At 71.4% G+C, this 19,952-nt stretch carries 19 protein-coding genes and 1 riboswitch; of the genes, 12 read left to right on the forward strand and 7 right to left on the reverse strand.

Features of this window, described 5'->3' with window-relative positions:
* Positions 1-60 precede the first annotated feature (60 nt).
* Positions 61-243 (reverse strand): DUF397 domain-containing protein, encoded by a 183-nt coding sequence (locus tag ACIQ7M_RS22265; protein WP_403646871.1) that lies wholly within the window; start codon positions 241-243, stop codon positions 61-63.
* Between the two features lie 10 nt (positions 244-253).
* Positions 254-1,108 carry a helix-turn-helix domain-containing protein gene (locus tag ACIQ7M_RS22270; RefSeq protein ID WP_403646874.1) on the reverse strand — a complete coding sequence of 285 codons (855 nt, stop codon included), beginning with the start codon at positions 1,106-1,108 and terminating at the stop codon, positions 254-256.
* 244 nt (positions 1,109-1,352) lie between these two features.
* Between ACIQ7M_RS22270 and ACIQ7M_RS22275 the strand changes: the two genes are divergently transcribed.
* Positions 1,353-1,838: an ATP-binding protein gene (locus ACIQ7M_RS22275; protein WP_403646877.1), complete on the forward strand. Its 486-nt coding sequence runs from the start codon at positions 1,353-1,355 to the stop codon at positions 1,836-1,838.
* On the opposite strand, the gene ACIQ7M_RS22280 is transcribed toward ACIQ7M_RS22275, so the two are convergent.
* From ACIQ7M_RS22280 to ACIQ7M_RS22295, 4 genes are all read right to left on the reverse strand, one after another.
* Positions 1,828-2,271: a hypothetical protein gene (locus ACIQ7M_RS22280; protein ID WP_403646880.1), complete on the reverse strand. Its 444-nt coding sequence runs from the start codon at positions 2,269-2,271 to the stop codon at positions 1,828-1,830. The genes ACIQ7M_RS22275 and ACIQ7M_RS22280 overlap by 11 nt on opposite strands.
* Positions 2,272-2,860: 589 nt before the next feature.
* A complete protein-coding gene (locus ACIQ7M_RS22285; protein ID WP_403646993.1) occupies positions 2,861-3,223 on the reverse strand; it encodes a hypothetical protein in 363 nt (120 codons plus the stop codon).
* An 87-nt stretch (positions 3,224-3,310) separates the two neighbouring features.
* Entirely contained in the window at positions 3,311-4,033 is a 723-nt protein-coding gene (locus ACIQ7M_RS22290; RefSeq protein ID WP_403646883.1) for a hypothetical protein, read from the reverse strand.
* Positions 4,034-4,286: 253 nt separating this feature from the next.
* Complete coding sequence (locus ACIQ7M_RS22295; RefSeq protein ID WP_403646886.1) at positions 4,287-4,601, reverse strand: hypothetical protein; 315 nt, start codon at positions 4,599-4,601, stop codon at positions 4,287-4,289.
* A 198-nt stretch (positions 4,602-4,799) separates the two neighbouring features.
* Here ACIQ7M_RS22295 and ACIQ7M_RS22300 point away from each other — a divergent pair, with 198 nt between their 5' ends.
* From ACIQ7M_RS22300 to ACIQ7M_RS22325, 6 genes are all read left to right on the forward strand, one after another.
* The gene (locus ACIQ7M_RS22300) at positions 4,800-7,013 is read left to right on the forward strand and encodes an N-6 DNA methylase (RefSeq protein WP_403646889.1); all 2,214 of its coding nucleotides are present in this window, start codon (positions 4,800-4,802) and stop codon (positions 7,011-7,013) included.
* 176 nt (positions 7,014-7,189) lie between these two features.
* Complete coding sequence (locus ACIQ7M_RS22305) at positions 7,190-7,834, forward strand: hypothetical protein (RefSeq protein WP_403646892.1); 645 nt, start codon at positions 7,190-7,192, stop codon at positions 7,832-7,834.
* Between the two features lie 38 nt (positions 7,835-7,872).
* Positions 7,873-9,357, forward strand: coding sequence for a protein kinase (locus ACIQ7M_RS22310; protein WP_403646996.1), 1,485 nt, complete (start codon positions 7,873-7,875; stop codon positions 9,355-9,357).
* A gap of 226 nt (positions 9,358-9,583) precedes the next feature.
* Entirely contained in the window at positions 9,584-10,411 is an 828-nt protein-coding gene (locus tag ACIQ7M_RS22315) for a glycoside hydrolase domain-containing protein (RefSeq protein WP_355763742.1), read from the forward strand.
* Between the two features lie 233 nt (positions 10,412-10,644).
* Complete coding sequence (locus ACIQ7M_RS22320; RefSeq protein ID WP_403646895.1) at positions 10,645-11,304, forward strand: SurA N-terminal domain-containing protein; 660 nt, start codon at positions 10,645-10,647, stop codon at positions 11,302-11,304.
* A gap of 191 nt (positions 11,305-11,495) precedes the next feature.
* A complete protein-coding gene (locus tag ACIQ7M_RS22325; RefSeq protein ID WP_403646999.1) occupies positions 11,496-12,482 on the forward strand; it encodes a nucleoside triphosphate pyrophosphohydrolase in 987 nt (328 codons plus the stop codon).
* A gap of 10 nt (positions 12,483-12,492) precedes the next feature.
* Here the strand turns inward: ACIQ7M_RS22325 and ACIQ7M_RS22330 are convergent, their stop codons facing one another.
* Positions 12,493-13,704: a globin domain-containing protein gene (locus tag ACIQ7M_RS22330; protein ID WP_403646898.1), complete on the reverse strand. Its 1,212-nt coding sequence runs from the start codon at positions 13,702-13,704 to the stop codon at positions 12,493-12,495.
* Between the two features lie 437 nt (positions 13,705-14,141).
* Between ACIQ7M_RS22330 and ACIQ7M_RS22335 the strand changes: the two genes are divergently transcribed.
* From ACIQ7M_RS22335 to ACIQ7M_RS22355, 5 genes are all read left to right on the forward strand, one after another.
* Complete coding sequence (locus tag ACIQ7M_RS22335) at positions 14,142-15,413, forward strand: cytochrome P450 (protein WP_355763751.1); 1,272 nt, start codon at positions 14,142-14,144, stop codon at positions 15,411-15,413.
* A gap of 316 nt (positions 15,414-15,729) precedes the next feature.
* Positions 15,730-16,602: a transglycosylase family protein gene (locus ACIQ7M_RS22340; RefSeq protein ID WP_403646901.1), complete on the forward strand. Its 873-nt coding sequence runs from the start codon at positions 15,730-15,732 to the stop codon at positions 16,600-16,602.
* A gap of 183 nt (positions 16,603-16,785) precedes the next feature.
* A riboswitch (cyclic di-AMP (ydaO/yuaA leader) is annotated at positions 16,786-16,979 on the forward strand.
* Between the two features lie 4 nt (positions 16,980-16,983).
* Entirely contained in the window at positions 16,984-17,685 is a 702-nt protein-coding gene (locus tag ACIQ7M_RS22345) for a transglycosylase family protein (protein WP_389849138.1), read from the forward strand.
* Positions 17,686-18,059: 374 nt separating this feature from the next.
* Entirely contained in the window at positions 18,060-19,346 is a 1,287-nt protein-coding gene (eno, locus tag ACIQ7M_RS22350) for a phosphopyruvate hydratase (RefSeq protein ID WP_355763758.1), read from the forward strand.
* Between the two features lie 119 nt (positions 19,347-19,465).
* Positions 19,466-19,942: a septum formation initiator family protein gene (locus ACIQ7M_RS22355; protein ID WP_355763761.1), complete on the forward strand. Its 477-nt coding sequence runs from the start codon at positions 19,466-19,468 to the stop codon at positions 19,940-19,942.
* Positions 19,943-19,952 lie beyond the last annotated feature (10 nt).

A 19,952-nucleotide genomic window follows, 5' to 3' on the forward strand; every position in this document is an offset into this window, starting at 1 on the left:
CGCTCCTCGATCGATCAGGTGCGCCGACCCTACAGACCCCCTCTGACAGCGGCCGCGACGCTAACGCCGGACCGGGCGCAGAGCGGATATCAGGGCGGCGAGTTGGCGCGGCCCGGTGGCGAGAACGGTTTCCGGGGCGTCGCTCTCGCGTAGGAGGATCTTGCCGGTGGCGGTTGTGGCGAGATAGACGCAGGAGGACGCCTCCTGGCTGTGGGTGGACTTCTGCCAGGTCAGTTCGGACATCGGGGCTCCTTCAGGCGTCCTTGGCGAGATGGGCGATGAAGTCGCGGGACTCGGTCTGAGAGAGAGCGACTTGTCGCATGCGGTCCAGGGCGAGGTGTTGACGTTCCAATTGGGCTGGAGCGTCGATGAGTTCGGCTCCGTGGTCGGTGTCGAGCTGGACCGTGTCGAGCTGACTGACCGGGCCGTGGAAGTAGTCGATGCCCTGGCCGGACGTATGGAAGGGGCCTCCGGCAAAGGGGACGACGACGATCGTGACGTGGTCCAGTTCGCTCATCTCGTTGAGATGATGGAGCTGAGTCTTGACCGTCACGCGGTCGCCGAAGCGCATGCGCAGGGCTGCTTCGTGGATCACCGCGGTGTATGGCGGCGGCTGTTGGCGGTGCAGCAGTCCCTGGCGTTTGACGCGGTGCGAGACGCGGTGCTCGATCTCGTGGGGTTTCAGGGCGGGGACGGTGTGGCCGAACAGGGCGCGGGCATGGTCCGTGGTCTGCAGCAGGCCGGGGATGTTGATGACCTGTGTGACCCGGAGCGCCATGGCGTGGTGCTCGACCTCGGTGAGGTCCAGCATGCGCGGTGACAGGATCTCGCGGTACTCCTCCCACCAGCCCCGCCGACGCTCGCCGGTCATCGCCGCGAGCGCGTCGATCAGTGGCTCGTCCGTGCAGTCGTAGTGGCGGGCCATGGTGCGCACCCGGTCCGCGCTGACGCCGTAGCGACCGGCCTCGATGTTGCTCACGCGCGACTGCGTGGCGCCCAGCAGTACGGCGGCTTGGGTGGCGGACAGGTCCGCGCGCTCGCGCAGTCTCCGCAGCTCGACACCCAGTCGTCGGCGTCGCGCGGTGGGTAGTGGGCTCGACTGCGGCATGAGCGGCGACTTCCCGTTCGTACGTATGGCGCGTGGGTCACCCACACGAAGGTATTAGGGGCTACATTCCCCGCAACTCATGGAATGTAGTCCATGAAACGCTCTACGGTCATGGAGTCCAAGTCGCTCAACTCCCCCCGCCCGTAAGCCGGAAGCGCACCGCGCCCCGCGTGCTCGCGCGACATGCCACCGCCCGGCCGGATCAGTGGAGCGAACCCGGATACCCCCACCGCAGGAGGCGTTCATGGTCACCGTATCCCCGCAGAAGTCCGATGCGTCCCCCTCTTGGGCGTACGCCCTCCAGCTTCCGCATGATCCGCTCGCGCCCCGCGTCGCCCGGGTCACCCTCAGGGCTGTTCTCGCCGGACATGGAATGACGGAAATCACCGACGCCGCCGAGTTGTTGGCCTCGGAGCTCGTCACCAACGCCTACCGGCACTCCGGCGGGCGCGCGACGCTCCGGCTCCGGGCGCTCGACGGGGGCCGGCTGCGGATCAGCGTCTGGGACGCCGACCCGCGTATCCCGCCCCCGTTCGACAAGCGGCACGGCGTCCTCGGTCCCGTGCCGGCCGAGGCGGACGGCGGGCGCGGGCTCTTCCTCGTATGCCACTACGCGGACGCCTGGGGCGGGCACCCGCTCGGTGACGATCTCTTCGGTACGAGCGGGAAGCTGCTGTGGTGCGAGGTGGGGCCGCCGACCGTGGCGGCCCCGGTGTGCGTCAGCGCGTGACGGGCAGGGCCCCGGCGAACACGTGGCCGTCGGCACGGGTCTGGACCGGGAAATCGACCTTGAGCGTGCCCTCCTGGCCCTCGATGCTCAGGTGGGTGACGGTCTTCAGGCCGAGGAACGCCTTCTTGGCCGAGGTCGCGGTGACGTACGGGCGGGCGATGTTCATCAGCAACGCGCCCGGCTTGCCGCCCCGGTTGCCGTCGAAGAACAGGATCCGCTGGTTCGTCAGGACGACGTAGACCGCACGCGGCCGGACCGTCGCCATCACCATGCCCAGGGTGAGGACGCCGACCACGATCGCGGTGAGGGCCTGCTTGCGTACCGAGACCGTGCCGACGGAGGCGAGGCTGGTGAGTTCGACCTGTTCGCCCGGGAGCAGCAAGGGGGCCGAGGTCTCCAGCAGTTGTCTGTTGCGGCGGGCGTTGATGGCCATGGGTGGACTCCTGGTGTGACGGGGTGGGGACGAGCGGGTCGTCGGGTCTGGTCGCGCCGGCCGCCGTCGCGGCCGCCGCCGGTCCCCCGTCACCGACCCTCGCCCAACTCCCCTCACTTGCCCATGGAGTGTTTCAAGCCAGGGATACGTTGAATGATCAATTCATGCATGACGAACTCAAGTTCGCGTCATGGAGGAGTCAAGGTCATTCACGGGGGAGTCAAGCGGGCACCCGTGCGCGAGGCGTACGCGACGCGTGTGCGAGGCGTGCGTCGGCTCATCGGCGTCGACGGGCGCCGAGGGCCACGTGTCGACGGGATGCGTGGGGAGGTGGAGCCGAGGGCTGGCGAGGGCTGGCGGAGGCTGCCGGGGAATGAGCGGCGCTCACCCGGCTGTTCCGGCGTGTCGGAGTGTTGCGCTGCCGGTTCGCTCCGGTGCGTCGGAGGGCTGCCGGTCCGCGCCCGGTGGGTCGGGGGCTGTCCGCCGGGCCGGTCGTCGGGATCGAGTCGGGCTCCCGGCGGGGAGGGAGTCCGCGGCACCCGGCGGCGACGAACCGCCCGGTGCCTCGCTCCCGTCGCGCTGCCGGGTGTCAGCGCAGGTAAGGGTTGCCCGCTCCCTGGCCCGGCCAGGGGGCAGGGCCCACGCCGGCCATGGCGTTCCGCGGCGTGACCTTGTCGAACAGCGGGCCCAGAAGGAGCCACACGGCCAGGCCCAGGGTGGCCAGGACGACCAGGCCCAAGGTCGCCTCACCCTTGCCCGTCGGGAGGCTCGCCAACGACACGAACCCCACCTCGTACAGCGCGAACGAGACGAAGGCGCTCCAGTCGGCCCCCCGCCCCCGGCGGATCGCCACGTACAGGAAAGGCACCCATACCAGCAGGCCGAACGATCCGACCGCCAGAACCGACCACGCCAGCCGCTGGAACCAGCCGGCTTCCACGCGCTTGTGCATCACACCCCCGAATACCCCATGAACCCCCGAGAGGATTCCCGGGCTCCCGAGAAATGGCTCGGGGGCGCCATGTTCCCATCCGGGCGGTCAGGCGTGCTCGTGTTCGCCCTTCAGAGAGGTCACGATCCGGGCGGTCAGCTTCTTCGCCGTGGCCGCGCCGTTGTCGTGTCCGTCCGTGGACAGCACCGTGACGACGTCCGTTCCGGACTGCGCGGCGATCAGCGTCGATCCGTTCTGCCAGGCACTGTTGGTCAGGGTGATCGTGTAGGCCGCGTCGCCGAGACCGGTGGTGTCGGCGCCGGTGACCTTCACCTTGGTGTGCGTGTCCGCGTCGGTGTAGGTCGCGCAGGCGGTGACGGCCTTCTTCAGATTCGCCATCACCTTCGCCGCGGTCGTGCCGCGGAAGGTGTCGATCTCCTGGGCGATGTCCTCGGACGTGTCCTTGCTGACGTAGTCGTTCTGGGCGAAGGAGACCCCTGCGTCGCCGGTGATCGCTATCCAGCTCGTACCACCGAGCAGCGTGCAGTCGGGCTTCGCCGCGGGCGAGGAGCTCGGCGCCGTGTACGTGGTGCCGGAGTCCCGCGCGCCGCTCGGATCCACCGCGAAACCGGCGGCGAAGAAGGAGGCGGGCGCCAGTGCCTTCTTGAGCTGCGCGCCCGTCAGCAGACCGGCGTTGGGCTCCTTGGACGGCTTCTTCGCCGTGGCGGACGAGGAGGTCGAGGTGTCTGTCGCGGAGGAACAGGCCGTCAGGGCGAGCGGGAGCACGGCGGCGGCGAGCAGTGCCTTGGCCGCGCGGGAGGGATGACGCATCGGGATCTGTCCTTCGAGAGTGAGGCCGGTACGGGCCGAGTGGCCGTCCCGGGCGGGCTTTCGGATGCGGGGCTGTGAACACACAGGCCGTGCATGGTCGGTGCGGTGCGGTGCGGTGCGGTGCGGTGTGGTGTCGCGCTGTGTGGAGTGGTGCGGTGCCGTGCGGTGTTCTGGTGTGGTTCTGAGGTGCTCGCGCCGCCGGCGCGGTGTCGGCGGCCGGGGTGGTGCGACGGGCGGGGCGTACGGCGGCGGGTCAGCCGGCCTTCTTCCAGTTCCCGCAGCCGGACGTCCTGAAGTAGGTGTCCTCGGGGCTGATCGTGACGACGGCGGTGCCGGTCACGTCGCCTTTCGCGATGAGGGAGTCCAGGCCGTGACCGGTGCCCCTGGTGCGTTCCCAGTGGCAGGAGCCGCCGGTGTTGCCGGTGGTGCGATAGGTGCCGGGCTCGATGTCCGGGCCGACCCGGAAGTCGCCGTTCCCCGCGAACGCGGCCTTCTCCTCGGCGTTCGCCGAGACCACGCCGAGGACGACGAGACCCACGGCGGCACTCAGCGCGGCCCTGCCCTTCATGCCCACGACTGTTCCCCTCCCCCGGCGGACGCCTCAACGGCAGCCGCTCGTTCGCTGGGTCAATAAGACCAGGGTCTGTGAATCGAGTCAACATGGTTCACAAAATCATTCGTGTACACGGCGTGAACCGGTAGATCTTGCCTACATCGGTATGCTCGACGCCACACAGGGGCGAGGCGGGACGAGAGGAGCGGGCGAGTGCAGGACAACGCGACCGAGGTGACCGCGGCCGGAATCGCACGGCTGGCCGGCGTCGGCCGCGCGGCCGTGAGCAACTGGCGCCGTCGGCACGCCGATTTCCCCAAGCCCGTCGGCGGCACGGAGACCAGTCCGTCGTTCGCTCTCGTCGAGGTCGAGGCGTGGCTGCGGCACCAGGGGAAACTCGCCGAAGTGCCCCTGCGGGAACGCGTCTGGCAGCAACTCGTCGGCCACCCCGAGGGCCCGGCCGTCGCACTCACCCACGCCGGATACGTCCTGCTGCTCATCCATGACCGGCCCACGGTCTGGCTCGAAGCGGGCGCCGGCTCCGACGAACGCCTCGCCGCGCTGTTGCCGACCGCGCTGGAGCAGGCGGTCACCCCACGGATCGGGCCGGTGCGGGCTGAACGGGGTGTTCACGCCGGTACGGAGGCGGCACCCTCGGCGACTGTGAACCGACCGGCGGCTGTGAACCGACCGGCCACCGTGAACACTCCGGAAGGCGATCCGGGGGGATCGCCGGCCCCGCACACCCCCACCGCCCCGGTAGCCCCCGCCACCCCCGCACTCACCGCAGCCTCCGCCGCCCCAGCGGTGCACCTCCCCACCGGCCCCCAGCTCCTCCCCTCCGCTCCCCTCCTCCGCGGGGTGGCCGAGCTCGCCGCCGAACTGGGTGCCCGTCAGGCCTTCGAGTTCCTGCTCGGGCGGCACCTCGACGCCAACCCGCGCCAGTACACGCCCACCCCCACCGAGCTCGCCCGCCTCATGGCCGACCTCGCCGGCCCCGCCCGCACCGTCCTCGACCCGGCCTGCGGCACCGGCGCCCTGCTGCGCGCCCTCGACGCCGGCCCCGGTCAAGAGCTCCACGCCCAGGACAGCGCCCCCGAACTCGCCACGCTCACCGCGCTCCGGCTCGCCCTGCACGGCCCGGCCACCGTGCGCGCGGCCGTCGGCGACACCCTGCGCTCCGACGCCTTTCCTCGGCTGCGCGCCGACACCGTCCTGTGCCACCCCCCGTTCAACGAACGCAACTGGGGCCATGACGAACTGGCCTACGACCCCCGCTGGGAGTACGGCTTCCCGGCCCGTGCCGAGTCCGAGCTGGCCTGGGTGCAGCACGCGCTGGCCCGGCTGCGGGACGGCGGCACGGCCGTTCTGCTCATGCCGCCCGCGACGGCCTCCCGCCGTTCCGGCCGCCGGATCCGCGCCGACCTGCTGCGCCGCGGCGCGCTGCGGGCCGTCGTCGCGCTGCCGGTCGGCGCGGCGGCCCCGTACAACATTCCCCTGCACCTGTGGGTGCTGCGCCGGCCCGAGAAGGCGCCCGCCCGGCCCGAGGTGCTGCTCGCCGACGCCGGGCAGTTCGCCGGCGAGGGGCGTGGCGGTCCCGACTGGCAGGCCGTCAGGGACGTCGTGCTCGATGCCTGGCGGGCCCACGACCGGGACGGCACGCTCCAGGAGCGGCCCGGTCTGGCGCGGTCGGTGCCCGTCATCGAACTCCTCGACGACGACGTCGACCTGGCCCCGGCCCGCCACCTCCCGCCCCCGGCGGCGGCCGACGGTGCCGAGCAGCTCACGGCCGTGCGCGAGTGCCTCGACGAGACACTGCGTCTGGCCTCCGGTCTCACCCCTCTCCCCGCCACGACCGCGCGGTCCTCCCGCTGGCCGCTCACCACCGTCGGTGAACTCGCCCGAGGGAGCGCCCTGGTGATGCGTACGGGCGGGAACGGCGGCCCGACGCGCGTGCCCGTCCTCACCGACCACGACGTGCTCGCCGGCACCGGCCCCACCGGGACCCTGCCCGAGAGCGACGAGGAAGCCGTGCTGACGGAGGCGGGCGACGTGGTCGTGCCCGTGCTCGGCGGCGGCTCGGTGGTCCGGGTGGTCGACGGCACGACGGCGGGCGCCGTCCTGGGGCGCAACCTCGTGCTCCTGCACCCCGATCCGGCGGCGCTCGACCCGTGGTTCCTCGCCGGGTTCCTGCGGGGCACCGCCAACAACCGCCAGGCCAGCAGCTACGCGTCCACCGCCACCCGCCTCGACGTACGCCGGCTGCAACTGCCCCGGCTCCCGCTGGACGAACAGCGGCGTTACGGCGCCCGGTTCCGCGCGCTCGACGAGTTCGAGCGGGCGCTCAGGCACGCGGGCCGGCTGGGGGACCAGCTCGTCCGCGGCATGTACGACGGACTGACGGACGGGACGGTGCCCCCGGGCTAGAGGTCCCGCGCGCCCCGTCCGTCGCCCCGGGCCGCCGAGGGTCCGCCGTACAGGGGTCACCCGCGGCGTCGTACGGGGTGACCGGTACGACAACGGCTCCGTACAACCCGGGACCGGTCCTCCGTGTCGGCCTATACGCTCGAACTCCGACATCGAACACAGGCCCGGGAGCAGTCATGTACGGCCACGGCGGGACGCCACCCACCCGCAGCGCGGGAACCGTCATCACGTTGCGCGTGCTGTTCACCGCCGCCGGGCTCCTGTCGTGCGGTCTGCTCGCCTGTGTTCCGCTGTTCCGGGTGGCGATCCAGCGCGGGCGGTGGTTCGACTGGACGGCGGCCTGGGTGTCGCTGCCGGTGTCCATCGGCGCGCTCATGGTCGTCGGTACGGTGCCGGAGAGCGACAGGAGAGGCGATGTCGCGCTGACCGTGGCACTGATCCTCGGCGCCGGCAGCGTCGCCTACTACCTGGCCAACGACATCCGCCTCCACAACGCGTGGCGGAGGTCCACGGGCTACGCGCCGCCCCACATGCAGACCGCGCACGGACCGTACGGCGCTCCGGGGCCCGCGCAGCCCGCCCCGCCGTATCCGGGCATCCTCGTATCGCAGCCGCAGCCGCAGCCGCAGCCGCAGCCGCAGCCGCAGCCGCAGCCGCCCGTACCGCGGGCGTACCCGCCGAACACGCCGATGCCCCAGCCCCCGCCGCAGCGCGTCGCGCCCGCCCGTATCGACCAGGTGCGGGCCGAGCTCGACGAACTCAGCGACTATCTGCGCAGGCACGGGGACCGGCGCGACGGCGATCACGAGGGCGGCCGGTGACCGCGGAGGCCGGGCGCGTCGTCGCCGGGCGGTACGAACTGGCGACGCTCATCGGGCAGGGCGGCATGGGCCAGGTCTGGACGGCCTACGACCAACGGCTCGACCGGCGCGTCGCGGTGAAGCTGCTGCGCCCCGACAAGGTGGTCGGCCAGGAGGCCGACGAACTGCGCCGCCGCTTCGCGCGCGAGTGCCGGGTGACCGCCCAGGTCGACCACCCCGGGCTGGTCACCGTGCACGACGCGGGCAGCGAGGGCGAGGAGCTGTTCCTCGTCATGCAGTACGTCGACGGCGCCGACCTCTCCGATCACCTCGCCGAACACGACCCCTACCCGTGGCAGTGGGCGGTCGCGGTCGCCGCGCAACTGTGCGCCGTACTGAGCGCCGTGCACTCCGTGCCGATCGTCCACCGCGACCTCAAGCCGCGGAACGTGATGGTGAAGCAGGACGGCACGGTGACCGTCCTCGACCTCGGCGTCGCCTCCGTCATGGACACCGACACGACCCGCCTCACCCACACCGGCTCCCCCATCGGCTCGCCCGCCTACATGGCGCCCGAGCAGGCGATGGGCGGCGCCGTGGGCCCGTACACCGACCTGTACGCGCTCGGCGTGCTCATACACGAGCTGCTCAGTGGCGACGTCCCGTTCAAGGGTTCGACGGCGCTCGGCGTGCTGCACCGGCACCTGTACGAGCCGCCGCTGCCCGTGCGCCGGCTGCGACCCGAGATCCCGGAGGCGCTGGAGAGCCTGGTCCTGCGCCTGCTCGCCAAGGACCCGCAGCACCGGCCCGCCTCCGCGCAGGAGGTGTACGAGGACCTGGTGCCGCTCCTGCCCGCGCGCGGAACGCCCACCGGGGCACCGCTCGACCCCACACGCCCTTTTCTGCGCCCGCACGCCCCCTGGCCGGACCGTGCGCGCACACCCGCGCCCCGGCCGGCCCCCGCGGTGCGAGCGGAGACGAGCGATGTCGCGGGCGCCGTCGACGAGGTGAAGCGCCTTCTCGGAGAGGGCCGCATCACGCAGGCCGTCGACATCCTCGGCGCGATCCTGCCCGTCGCCGCACAGCAGCACGGCGAACGCTCCCCGGTCGTGCGCACCCTGCGCAAGCAGTACGCGGCGACGCTCATGGACGACGGCCAGTACCGGCGCGCACTGCCCGAACTGCGCCGCCTCGCCGACGAACGCGCCTCCGAAGCCGGCCTGGCCGACCCCCAGTCCCTGCGCTACCGCTACGAATCCGCCCAGTGCCTGGAGCAGTTGGGCGACCCGGCGGCGGCGCTCGCCGAGTACCGCTCGCTGCTGCCGTACTACGAGAACCAGTACGCGGCCGACGACCCGGAACTCGCCTTCGACGTCCGCCGCCGCATCGGTCACCTGCTGCTGGCGCTGGGCGACCGCGCCGCCGCCCACGACACACTGGCCCGGCTGCTGCACGACGTGGAGCGGACGCACGGCCCCGGACACCCGCTCGCCGTCGAGATCAGGCGGACCCTGCAATGGCTGGGGCAGGTGCGGGGCCAGTGAACTGAGTCGGAGATTCGGTGGCGTAGGCGACGTCCGCCCGTCGCGGCACTGGTTTTTGCCGTGCGCATAGAGGATCTTGTGATTCTCCAGAGACTCTCTTTCCCGAACAGGCATACGCGGCCGGTTAGGTTGCGCTCTGTTTCATGCCGCGCGCCGCGCTCCGCGCCGCGTGTGCTGTCATCGCACAACCCGCCGGTATCACCGGCACAATCAGGGGTGGATCCACATGTCCGACCATCGTCAGTCGAGGAAGCGCCGGTACATCACGTGGGGGGTGGCCGGGGCCGCCGTCGTCGCCGGTGCCGGTATCGCCGCGCAGACCTCCATGGCCGCCACGACCTGGCCCGCCCAGAAGACCTACACCGGCCGTGCCTTCGACACCTGCGCCGCGCCCTCGCTCACCGCGATGAAGGCCTGGCACACCGGCTTCTACGGGGCCGCGGCCGTGTACATCGGCGGCAAGAACCGCGGGTGCAACCAGCCCAACCTCACCGCGTCCTGGGTGAAGTCGGTCAGCACACTGGGCTGGAAGCTCATCCCGCTGTACGTCGGCGCCCAGCCGTCCTGCCAGACCGGGAGCAGCCCCGAGAAGATCACCACCGCGACCGCGGCCTCGCTCGGCGCGGCCGACGGAGCGGACGCGGTCGCCAAGGCCGCCGCCCTCGGCATGAAGGCCGGCAGCCCGGTCTACCTCGACATGGAGTCGTACGACATCACGAACAAGGCGTGCAACGACGCCGTGCTCACCTACGTGCGCGCCTTCGACAAGACCCTGCGCGCCAAGACGTACCGCTCCGGGTACTACGGCTTCACCAGCTCCAGCGCCAAGGCCATCGCGACCGCGACCGACAAGACGGACCTGCCCGGCAACCTCTGGTACGCGCTGTGGGACAAGTCGAACACGACGACCACCGACTGGCCTTGGGGCGCGACCCAGTTCACCGGCCACAGCCGCGCGCACCAGTACATGGTCAACAGCAAGGAGACCATCGGCGGCGTCACGATCACCGTGGACCGCGACGCCTGGGACGCGCCCGTCGCCATCACCGGCTGACGCGCGGAGGGTCGCGGGAAGGGGCGGCATCCGCCGGGCCGGCCGGATCACCGGCCGGCCGCGGTCACTCGTACGGGCGGACCCTGGGCGTTCCACGAGGCGGGGAACCTTCGGCGGTGCCTGAAGTCGTCGTGAATCGTTGGTCGAATGGCTGGCCGAGAGGCGGGCCACTGCCTACCATCGATCACCGCAAGACTTTGTGCACCGTCGCACAATCTCCTCGGGAGGCTTCCTTGCACCGCCGCCGTCGCACCGCGCTCGTCCTCTCCGCCGCGCTCGTCGCCGCGGCCCCTCTGCTCACCGCGTGCGGCAGCGATGCCCATCCGGGTGCGGCGGCCGTCGTCGGAGACAGCCGGATCACCGTCGCCCAGTTGCAGGACCGGGTGGACGAGGTGCGCTCGGCACAGCGGGCCGCCAGCAAGGACGACGCCCAGTACGCGCAGGTCGTCGCGAGCACCGCCACCCTCACCCGCGACACCCTGCACAGCATGGTCCTGGACCGGGTGCTGGACCGCGCGGCCGAGAACGCCGGCGTGAAGGTGACCCGCAAGGACTCGCAAGGGATGCGGTCGGCCCTCGAACAGCAGGCGGGCGGCGCGAAGGCGCTGGAGGCGACCTGGCTGTCGAACTACGGTGTGGCGCCCGAGCGCCTCGACGACAGCCTGCGCACCGAGATCGAGGCCCGCAAGCTCGCCTCCGCGCTCGGTGTCGACATGAACACCACCGACGGCAAGGCCACCTTCTGGAAGGCGATGTCCGCCGCGTCCAAGGAACTCCACGTCGACCTGAACCCGCGCTACGGCACCTGGGACGTCCAGAAGAGCAGCCGCGTCGACGCGAAGACCCCGTGGGTGCGCGAGGTGTCCTCGGCGGCGCCCCAGCAGCCCGCGTAGCCCGTCGCGCGGGCCGGTGGATCGGCTGAGCCCCCGGCCCTGTGGACAACTCCGGGGGTGTCGGCGGAGTGGGTTACGTTCGAGGGGTGAACGCAACCAGTGAACCGACGGGGACCGCTCAGGGCGGCGAGGGGCCCGCGGCCGATGCGACCGCCGGCGATGTGACCGCGGCCGACGCGACCGCGGCCGATGTGACCGTCGACGGCGCGAGCGCCGCCGGCCCCGGCCGCATCGTCCTGCTCACCACCAGCCACCGGGTCGCGCCCGGCCTGCTCTCCTGGCCCGCCTGGCAGGCGCTGCACGGCGCGGACCGGGTGCTGTGCTCGGACGGCGCGCATCCGCAGGTGCCGTATCTGCGCGAGGCCGGTGTCGCGGTCGACGAGGAGTCCCCGACCGCGCGGGAACTGGTCGACGCGTGTGCCGGCGGCCGCTCGGTGGTCGTCGTCGCCACCGGGGAGGGCGAACCCCGGCTCACCGACGGTCTGGCCCGTCTCGCGGGCTCCGGCCGCATATCCATGCCGGACCTGGAGCTCCTGCCCGCCTCGTACGACCTGCCGGGCGCGCGCCTGCTCGACCTCGTCCAGGTGATGGACCGCATCCGCGCCGAGTGCCCCTGGTCGTCCCGGCAGACGCACGAGGGCCTCGCCAAGTACGGCCTGGAGGAGGCGTACGAGCTCGTCGAGGCCATCGAGGAGGGCGACCGGGACGAGCTGCGGGAGGAGCTCGGTGACGTCCTGCTCCAGGTCGTGTTCCACTCCCGGATCGCCGAGGACGACACGGACGCCCCGTTCTCGATCGACGACGTGGCCGCCGGGATCGTCGCCAAGCTGATCCACCGGCACCCCCATGTCTTCGGCGACGAGACGGCCACGACGCCCGAGGAGGTCAAGGAGCACTGGCTGCGCACCAAGGCCGAGGAGAAGCGGCGCACCTCCGTCACCGAGGGCGTGCCGCTCGGCCAGCCGGGCCTGGCCCTGTCGGCCAAGCTGTCGTCCCGGGCGCGGACGGCGGGACTCGACGTTCCGCTGCCGTCGGGTGAGGGCGTGGGGTACGAACTGCTGGCGATGGCCGTCCGGGCCGAGGCCGAGGGCGTCGACCCCGAGGCCGCCCTGCGGGCGGCGGCACGCACGTACCGCGACGCGATCCGCGGGGCGGAGGAGAAGGGCGGGCAGGACTGAGGGAGCCGGGTCAGGGGCCGAGGGTGCGATCGGTCGGGTTGTGCCAGGCGGCCGGTGGGCGGTCCAGGAGCCACTGGGCCGCGCCCACCGGGCGGGGACGTCCCTCGCCGGTCGGTGGCAGCGGGTCGTGGAAGAACCGCTCGGCCGGTGTCCCCAGAAGGGGGAGAGCGTCGCCGACCTCCTCGACGAGATCGGGCGGACCGGCGACGTAGACGTCGTGCCGGGTCCAGCCCGCCCGGTTGCCCAGCGCGGTGAGCAGCCGTTCGGTCGCCTGGGCCTTGGGGCGGCCGGGCGCGGGGGTGATGAAGGTGACGGAGAGCCGGGGGAGCGCGGCCCGCAGGCGTTCGACGGCGGGCCGGTCGTAGAGGTGCGCGATGTCGCGGGCCACGAGGAACAGACGGGCCTCGTGGGCGGGGTCGAGCTGTTCCAGCAGGGCCTTCACCGGTGCCCAGCCCGTGCCGGCCGCGATGAGGGTGAGGGGCCGGTCGGCCGGAGTCCGCAGGGTGAGGCCGCCGCCGGGCGGGCCCAGCCGCAGTACGTCGCCCACCCGGGTCCGCCGGACGAGGGCGGTGGAGAGGGCGCCGTCCTCGACACGGCTGACGTGCAGGTCGACGGTGCGGTCGGCGCGGGGTGCGTTCGCGAGGGAGTAGGGGCGCCAGACACGTGGCAGATGGGGCACGCTGACACTGACGTACTGGCCGGGGGAGTAGGTGAGCCGCTGCCGTGGCCGCAGGGTGAGGACGACGAGGTCGTCGCCGTGCCGGGTGCGGGAGACGATCTCAGCGTCCCACCAGAGCGGCTCGCCGTGGTGCCGGGCCTCCCAGGCTCCCTGCAGCATGCTCCGGGCGATCGACCCGTACGCGGCGGTCCAGGCCTTCTCGGTCTCGGCGCTCCAGGCGGAGCCCGAGACGACCGCGAACGCGGCGAGCAGGCTCTCCCCCACGGCCGCGTAGTGCTCGGGCCGAGTCAGGTACTTGCGGTGGTCGCGGCCGAGGCTCCGTAAATACCGCGGCAGGTCCGGATCCTCCAGCTTGTCCATGACGAAGGTGAGCGACGCGAAGAGCCGGTCCCGCTGCCGTTCCATGTCCTGGGCGAGGTCCGCCGGGAACAGCGCGCGGAGCTGCGGGTTGTGGCGGAAGAGGTGCGAGTAGAAGTACTTGACCGCGAACTCGGCCCGTCGTTCCACGACCGCGAAGCTGGATCTGAGAATTTCGGGGTCCACGGCAGGAAAGTAGGGAGCCGCCGGGCGCCGGGGTCAAACAGTCGCCCATGTCAGGACGGTCCATGACGAACCGGACGGAGCCCCCCCCTCGCCACCGTCGCCGGAGGGGCTGAACTTTCCCCGGCCGGGGCTGTGACCGTCTGGATCCCGCACCCGCGGCCGGGATCCGGCGTGAGGGGACGTGCCGGTACATCGATGCCCGTCGCCACCGACGGTCACCTCTCCGTCCGACGGCGACGGGCTGATGCACCGGCACGGCCCCGCCCCACCCACCGGCCGCACCCCGTCCCACCCACCGGCACGGCCCCGCCCCACCCACCGGCACGGCCCCGCCCCACCCACCGGCCGCACCCCGTGACACCGCACGGTCGCGCGGCAGGGCGGCGTCGGCTCCGGTCGGGCAGGGGCCCGTGCGCCGGTGCGGATACCGTCGGGGAGTGACCGAGCACGAAGCCTCCGCCAGCGCCGCCCCCGAACTCTTCACCTGGGAGTTCGCCACCGACCCCTACCCGGCCTACGCCTGGCTCAGGGAGAACGCGCCCGTGCACCGCACACGGCTGCCCAGCGGGGTGGAGGCCTGGCTCGTCACGCGGTACGCCGACGCCAAGCAGACGCTCGCCGACCAGCGGCTGTCCAAGAATCCCGCGCATCACGACGAGCCCGCGCACGCGAAGGGCCGGACCGGGATCCCCGGGGAACGCAAGGCCGAGCTGATGACACATCTGCTGAACATCGACCCGCCGGACCACACCCGGCTGCGGAAACTCGTCAGCAAGGCGTTCACGCCCCGGCGCGTGGCCGAATTCGCCCCGCGGGTGCAGGAGCTGACGGATCAGCTCATCGCCGGGTTCGCGGCCAGGGGTTCCGCCGACCTCATCCACGAGTTCGCCTTCCCGCTCCCCATCTACGCCATCTGCGACCTGCTCGGCGTCCCGCGCGAGGACCAGGACGACTTCCGGGACTGGGCGGGCATGATGATCCGGCACGGCGGCGGGCCGAGGGGCGGGGTCGCCCGGTCCGTGAAGAAGATGCGCGGCTATCTCGCCGAGCTCATCCACCGCAAGCGCGAGGCGCTGACCGCGGAGCCCGAGCCCGGCGAGGACCTCATCTCCGGGCTCATCCGCGCCTCCGACCACGGCGAGCACCTCACCGAGAACGAGGCCGCCGCGATGGCCTTCATCCTGCTCTTCGCCGGGTTCGAGACCACGGTCAACCTCATCGGGAACGGGATGCACGCGCTGCTCACCCACCCCGGGCAGCGGGCCCGGCTGCAAGCCTCCCTCGCGGCGGGGGAGAGCGGGCTGCTGGAGACGGGCGTGGAGGAACTCCTGCGCTACGACGGGCCCGTCGAACTGGCCACGTGGCGGTTCGCGACCGAGGACGTGCGGATCGGCGGGCAGGACATCGCGGCCGGAGACCCCGTGCTCGTGGTCCTCGCGGCCGCGGACCGCGACCCCGAGCGCTTCGAACAGCCGGACACGCTCGATCTCTCACGACGTGACCTTCAGCACTTGGGCTACGGCCACGGCATCCACTACTGCCTGGGCGCGCCGCTCGCCCGGCTGGAGGGGCAGACCGCGCTCGGTACGCTCCTCAGCCGTCTTCCCGACCTCCAACTCGCTGGAGATTCGGCCGATTTGCGCTGGCGCGGGGGCCTCATTATGCGTGGATTGCGCACGCTTCCGGTGGAGTTCACCCCGGTCAAATAGGACGCGATCGGTGCATCGGTGACCCTTCGGCGGTCGAGTCGAAGCGGTGATTCCGCATACCGGAATAAGACCCTTGGGGCCACCAGGACATGACGCTCCGTCAAATTCGTGATCTTCATGTGATCAGTACTGCATCGACTTGTAACCAGCGTTCGAGTGCGACTACCTTCACCCATCAACAACGCGGCACCTGCGCCACTCGTTCAGCAGGAGTCGCCGTGCTCCCCGCTGTCGCTCGAAAGGCTCTCGCATGCTCTCCGGGAACGGCCGTCACCGTCGCCCTCGCCAGGCCCCGGCTCTCATCGTCGCCGCAGGGGTGACCGGATCGGCGATCGTCATCCCGTTGCTCGCCGCGGCGAGCGCGAACGCGGCCGACGGGACCACCTGGGACCGGGTCGCGCAGTGCGAGAGTGGTGGCGCGTGGAGCGCCAACGAAGGCAACGGGTACTACGGCGGCCTCCAGCTCGACCAGGACAACTGGGAGGCGCACGGCGGCCTCGAGTACGCCCCGACGGCCGACCAGGCCAGCCGCTCGCAGCAGATAGCCGTCGCCGAGAAGGTGCTCGCCGACACGGGCCTCGTGGCCTGGCCGACGTGCGGGCCGCTCTCGGGTCTCAGCAAGGGCTCCGGCGGGGTCAGCGTCGACACGGGCGTGGCCGGCGACTCGTCGAGCAGCGGCGACGACGCCGGTTCGTACATCTCGTCCGGCCTGGCGACTTCGCCCAGTTCATCCCCTTCGAGTGATTCGTCCAGTTCGAGCGACTCCTCCGGCACGGAGACCGGCACCGCCACGCCCAGTGCCTCGCAGAGCTCCGACGGCGCGGACGCGGCGACCGGCAAGGGTGATGAATCGCCCAAGTCGGGTCAGAAGGAAGCATCTTCGACCCCCTCCACCTCGTCGAGTTCCGGCACCGGGCGACACCGTGGCGGGGGCGCGGCGGAGAGCACGGCCGACAGCCGGGCCGACGGCTCCGCGGGGCGTCACGCCGCGGCCTCCGAGACCGACGGCGCCGACAGCGAGTACGTGGCCCAGGCCATCGGGAACCTCTGGAGCGTTTCCGACGCCCTTGGCCTCGAAAGCGGATGGGGCGATCTGCCCAAGGTGGACACGGCCCCGGCCGACAGCGGTCCCGGCCTCGTCATTCCTGGTCGGAGCATCGCGGACACGGTCGAAACGGTGCAGAACTAGCGGCAGTTCGCGTCACGGTTCGCTGTGGAATGTCCTATTTGGCGCAAGTGAGAGATGGGTCTCAGAAGCCCTGATCGTCTTTGAAATTAGGGCAATCGACTGCTTACGGTCGTGACCGCTCGCCACAGCGGGCTCCGACGGTCGCAACGCCGAATCCTGCCAACGGCCGTACGGGAACAGTCGTCGCGTCATGCGCCGTAGGCAGGAGCGGGGGACCCAAGGTAAGTGCCGGGTCCGGGAGTCGAGAGACACCCGGGAACGGCTTGGGGTGAAGCCGCGTGCCGGACGTCCTGGAGACAGGACCGAGGGCATGCGGCCGGGCAACTCATTCGGCCCGAACCCGACAGCTCACCTCGCAGGCGTCGGTGAGGGGATCTCTCCATGCTGTTCTCCGGCAAGGGCAAGCACCGCCGCCCGAACAAGGCCACCCGTGTCGCCACGCTCGCCGGTGTCACCGGCGTCGCCATCGCGGCCCCGCTGATGGCGGCCGGCAACGCCTCCGCGGCCACCGGCTCCGAGTGGGACGCCGTCGCCCAGTGCGAGTCCGGCGGCAACTGGTCGATCAACACCGGCAACGGCTACTACGGCGGCCTGCAGTTCTCGTCCTCCACCTGGGCCGCGTACGGCGGTACCGCCTACGCCTCGACCGCCGACCAGGCCTCGAAGTCCCAGCAGATCGCCATCGGCGAGAAGGTCCTCGCCGCGCAGGGCAAGGGTGCCTGGCCGACCTGCGGCACCGGCCTGTCGAGCACCCCGTACGGCGGCGGCTCGGCCCCGGCGGCCCCGGCGGCGCCCTCCTCGTCGAGCGCCTCGCAGCAGAGCGCCCCGGCCACCCGTACGACGGAGCAGCCCGCCTCCCGTTCCGCGGAGCGCCCCGCCGCCCAGAAGACCGTCACCACCCCGACCGGCAAGAAGGTCAAGAAGGGCGACGGCGAGTACAAGGTCGTCAAGGGCGACACCCTCAGCTCGATCGCCGAGAAGAAGCACGTCAAGGGCGGCTGGCAGAAGCTGTTCAAGCTGAACAAGGACATCGTCGCCGACGCCGACGTCATCTACCCGGGCCAGCAGCTCCACCTGCGCTGAGCAGCGCGGCACGCCGGTCGACCCGGCCGCTTTCGGCGGAGGGTGGCCGCGATTCCGGCACCGCGCCGCGACGCCCGGCAGGCAACGTCCCCTCGTGGGGCGACGCCCGGCCGGCAACGCCCCCTCGTGGGGTCTCCGCACGCACCGGAGGCCCGCCGAGGTCCCCCGTCCCCACGGGCTCCCCGCTCCGGCACGTGTTCCCCCGCACGTGTCGGAGCGGGGTTTTTTATTTCTTTTTTTGTTCCGTTCAGGAACAATATGTAGGCTCAGTCCGCCCAAGGGGTGGTCGATCGCTGGCCGATCCCCCTGAGCCGGTTAGGCTCATCCCGCGGGGCTGACAAGCTCCGCGTACCGCGTCACATCCCAATAAGGAGATGCTCGTGCCGTCCATCGACGTCGTCGTAGCCCGGGAAATCCTGGACTCCCGAGGCAACCCCACGGTCGAGGTCGAGGTCGGCCTCGACGACGGCAGCACGGGTCGTGCCGCCGTTCCGTCCGGCGCCTCCACCGGAGCGTTCGAGGCCATCGAGCTTCGCGACGGTGACCCGAACCGCTACCAGGGCAAGGGTGTCGAGAAGGCCGTCCTCGCCGTCATCGAGCAGATCGGCCCGGAGCTCGTCGGCTACGACGCCACCGAGCAGCGCCTGATCGACCAGGCGATGTTCGACCTCGACGCCACCGACAACAAGGGCTCGCTCGGCGCCAACGCCATCCTCGGCGTCTCGCTCGCCGTCGCGCACGCCGCCTCCGAGGCGTCCGACCTGCCGCTGTTCCGCTACCTGGGCGGACCGAACGCGCACCTGCTGCCCGTTCCGATGATGAACATCCTGAACGGCGGCTCGCACGCCGACTCCAACGTGGACATCCAGGAGTTCATGATCGCCCCGATCGGCGCGGAGTCCTTCTCCGAGGCCCTGCGCTGGGGCGCCGAGGTCTACCACACCCTCAAGAAGGTGCTGAAGACCAAGGGCCTGTCCACCGGCCTCGGCGACGAGGGCGGCTTCGCCCCGAACCTGGAGTCCAACCGCGCCGCCCTCGACCTCATCCTCGAGGCCATCAAGCAGGCCGGTTACGTCCCCGGCGAGCAGATCGCGCTCGCGCTCGACGTCGCCGCGTCCGAGTTCTACAAGGACGGCAAGTACGAGTTCGAGGGCAAGTCCCGCTCGGCCGCCGAGATGACCGAGTACTACGAGGAGCTCGTCTCCGCGTACCCGCTCGTCTCCATCGAGGACCCGCTGTACGAGGACGACTGGGCCGGCTGGAAGGTCATCACCGACAAGCTGGGCGAGAAGGTCCAGATCGTCGGCGACGACCTCTTCGTCACCAACCCGGAGCGCCTGGCCCGCGGCATCGAGGAGGGCTCCGCCAACGCCCTGCTCGTCAAGGTCAACCAGATCGGTTCGCTGACCGAGACCCTGGACGCCGTCGAGCTGGCCCAGCGCAACGGCTTCAAGTGCATGATGTCCCACCGTTCCGGCGAGACCGAGGACGTCACCATCGCCGACCTCGCGGTCGCCGTGAACTGCGGTCAGATCAAGACCGGCGCCCCGGCCCGCTCGGACCGCGTCGCCAAGTACAACCAGCTCCTGCGCATCGAGGAGATCCTCGACGACGCCGCGGTCTACGCCGGCCGCAGCGCCTTCCCGCGCTTCAAGGGCTGAGCCCCGCGCGCCTCAGGAAGCGTCCTCCGTACGTCCCCGTACCCGGTCCCGTACCGTGTGCGGGGACGTACGCACGTGAGGGGCCCGTACGGCGGGCCGGTACTGGGGAGGCGGGACTCATGGCCGTGAAGGACCGGGACCGGTTCTCCACCTCGACCAGGCTGAAGCTGCTCGGCGAGCAGACGGCGGCCAGGGTCTACCGCTCCCAGACCAAGCGGCAGGCGCGCCGCTCCCGGCTCACCGGCCGGGCCGCGCTGCTCGCCATGGTCCTGTGCTCCCTGATCGTCGCCCTCGCGTACCCGATGCGGCAGTACGTCTCCCAGCGCGCCCAGATCGGCGATCTGGAGCGGCAGCGGGAGCAGGCCCGGCAGCGGGTCGAACAGCTTCGCGACCTCAAGGCGCGCTGGCAGGACGACGCGTACGCCGAGCAGCAGATCCGGCAGCGGCTGCACTACGTCATGCCGGGCGAGACCGGCTACATCGTGATCGACCCGGACGCCGCGAAACAGTCCCGGGCCGAACAGGACACCGCCGACCGCCCCTGGTACACCGATGTCTGGGACGGCGTGGACAAATCCGACGCCGCCGACCGCTGACGACCCATGA

Origin of the sequence: Streptomyces sp. NPDC096324 (genome assembly GCF_044763015.1) — a bacterium.
GTDB lineage: Bacteria > Actinomycetota > Actinomycetes > Streptomycetales > Streptomycetaceae > Streptomyces.

What these genes read in the sequence shown, in the direction of transcription:
- ACIQ7M_RS22270 (WP_403646874.1), bottom strand. Translation starts at nt 1,108, where the DNA reads ATGCCGCAGTCGAGCCCACTACCCACCGCGCGACGCCGACGACTGGGT.
- ACIQ7M_RS22345 (WP_389849138.1), top strand. Translation starts at nt 16,984, where the DNA reads ATGCTGTTCTCCGGCAAGGGCAAGCACCGCCGCCCGAACAAGGCCACC.
- ACIQ7M_RS22290 (WP_403646883.1), bottom strand. Translation starts at nt 4,033, where the DNA reads ATGCGTCATCCCTCCCGCGCGGCCAAGGCACTGCTCGCCGCCGCCGTG.
- ACIQ7M_RS22355 (WP_355763761.1), top strand. Translation starts at nt 19,466, where the DNA reads ATGGCCGTGAAGGACCGGGACCGGTTCTCCACCTCGACCAGGCTGAAG.
- ACIQ7M_RS22295 (WP_403646886.1), bottom strand. Translation starts at nt 4,601, where the DNA reads ATGAAGGGCAGGGCCGCGCTGAGTGCCGCCGTGGGTCTCGTCGTCCTC.
- ACIQ7M_RS22265 (WP_403646871.1), bottom strand. Translation starts at nt 243, where the DNA reads ATGTCCGAACTGACCTGGCAGAAGTCCACCCACAGCCAGGAGGCGTCC.
- ACIQ7M_RS22280 (WP_403646880.1), bottom strand. Translation starts at nt 2,271, where the DNA reads ATGGCCATCAACGCCCGCCGCAACAGACAACTGCTGGAGACCTCGGCC.
- ACIQ7M_RS22275 (WP_403646877.1), top strand. Translation starts at nt 1,353, where the DNA reads ATGGTCACCGTATCCCCGCAGAAGTCCGATGCGTCCCCCTCTTGGGCG.
- ACIQ7M_RS22315 (WP_355763742.1), top strand. Translation starts at nt 9,584, where the DNA reads ATGTCCGACCATCGTCAGTCGAGGAAGCGCCGGTACATCACGTGGGGG.
- ACIQ7M_RS22305 (WP_403646892.1), top strand. Translation starts at nt 7,190, where the DNA reads ATGTACGGCCACGGCGGGACGCCACCCACCCGCAGCGCGGGAACCGTC.
- ACIQ7M_RS22285 (WP_403646993.1), bottom strand. Translation starts at nt 3,223, where the DNA reads ATGCACAAGCGCGTGGAAGCCGGCTGGTTCCAGCGGCTGGCGTGGTCG.
- eno (WP_355763758.1), top strand. Translation starts at nt 18,060, where the DNA reads ATGCTCGTGCCGTCCATCGACGTCGTCGTAGCCCGGGAAATCCTGGAC.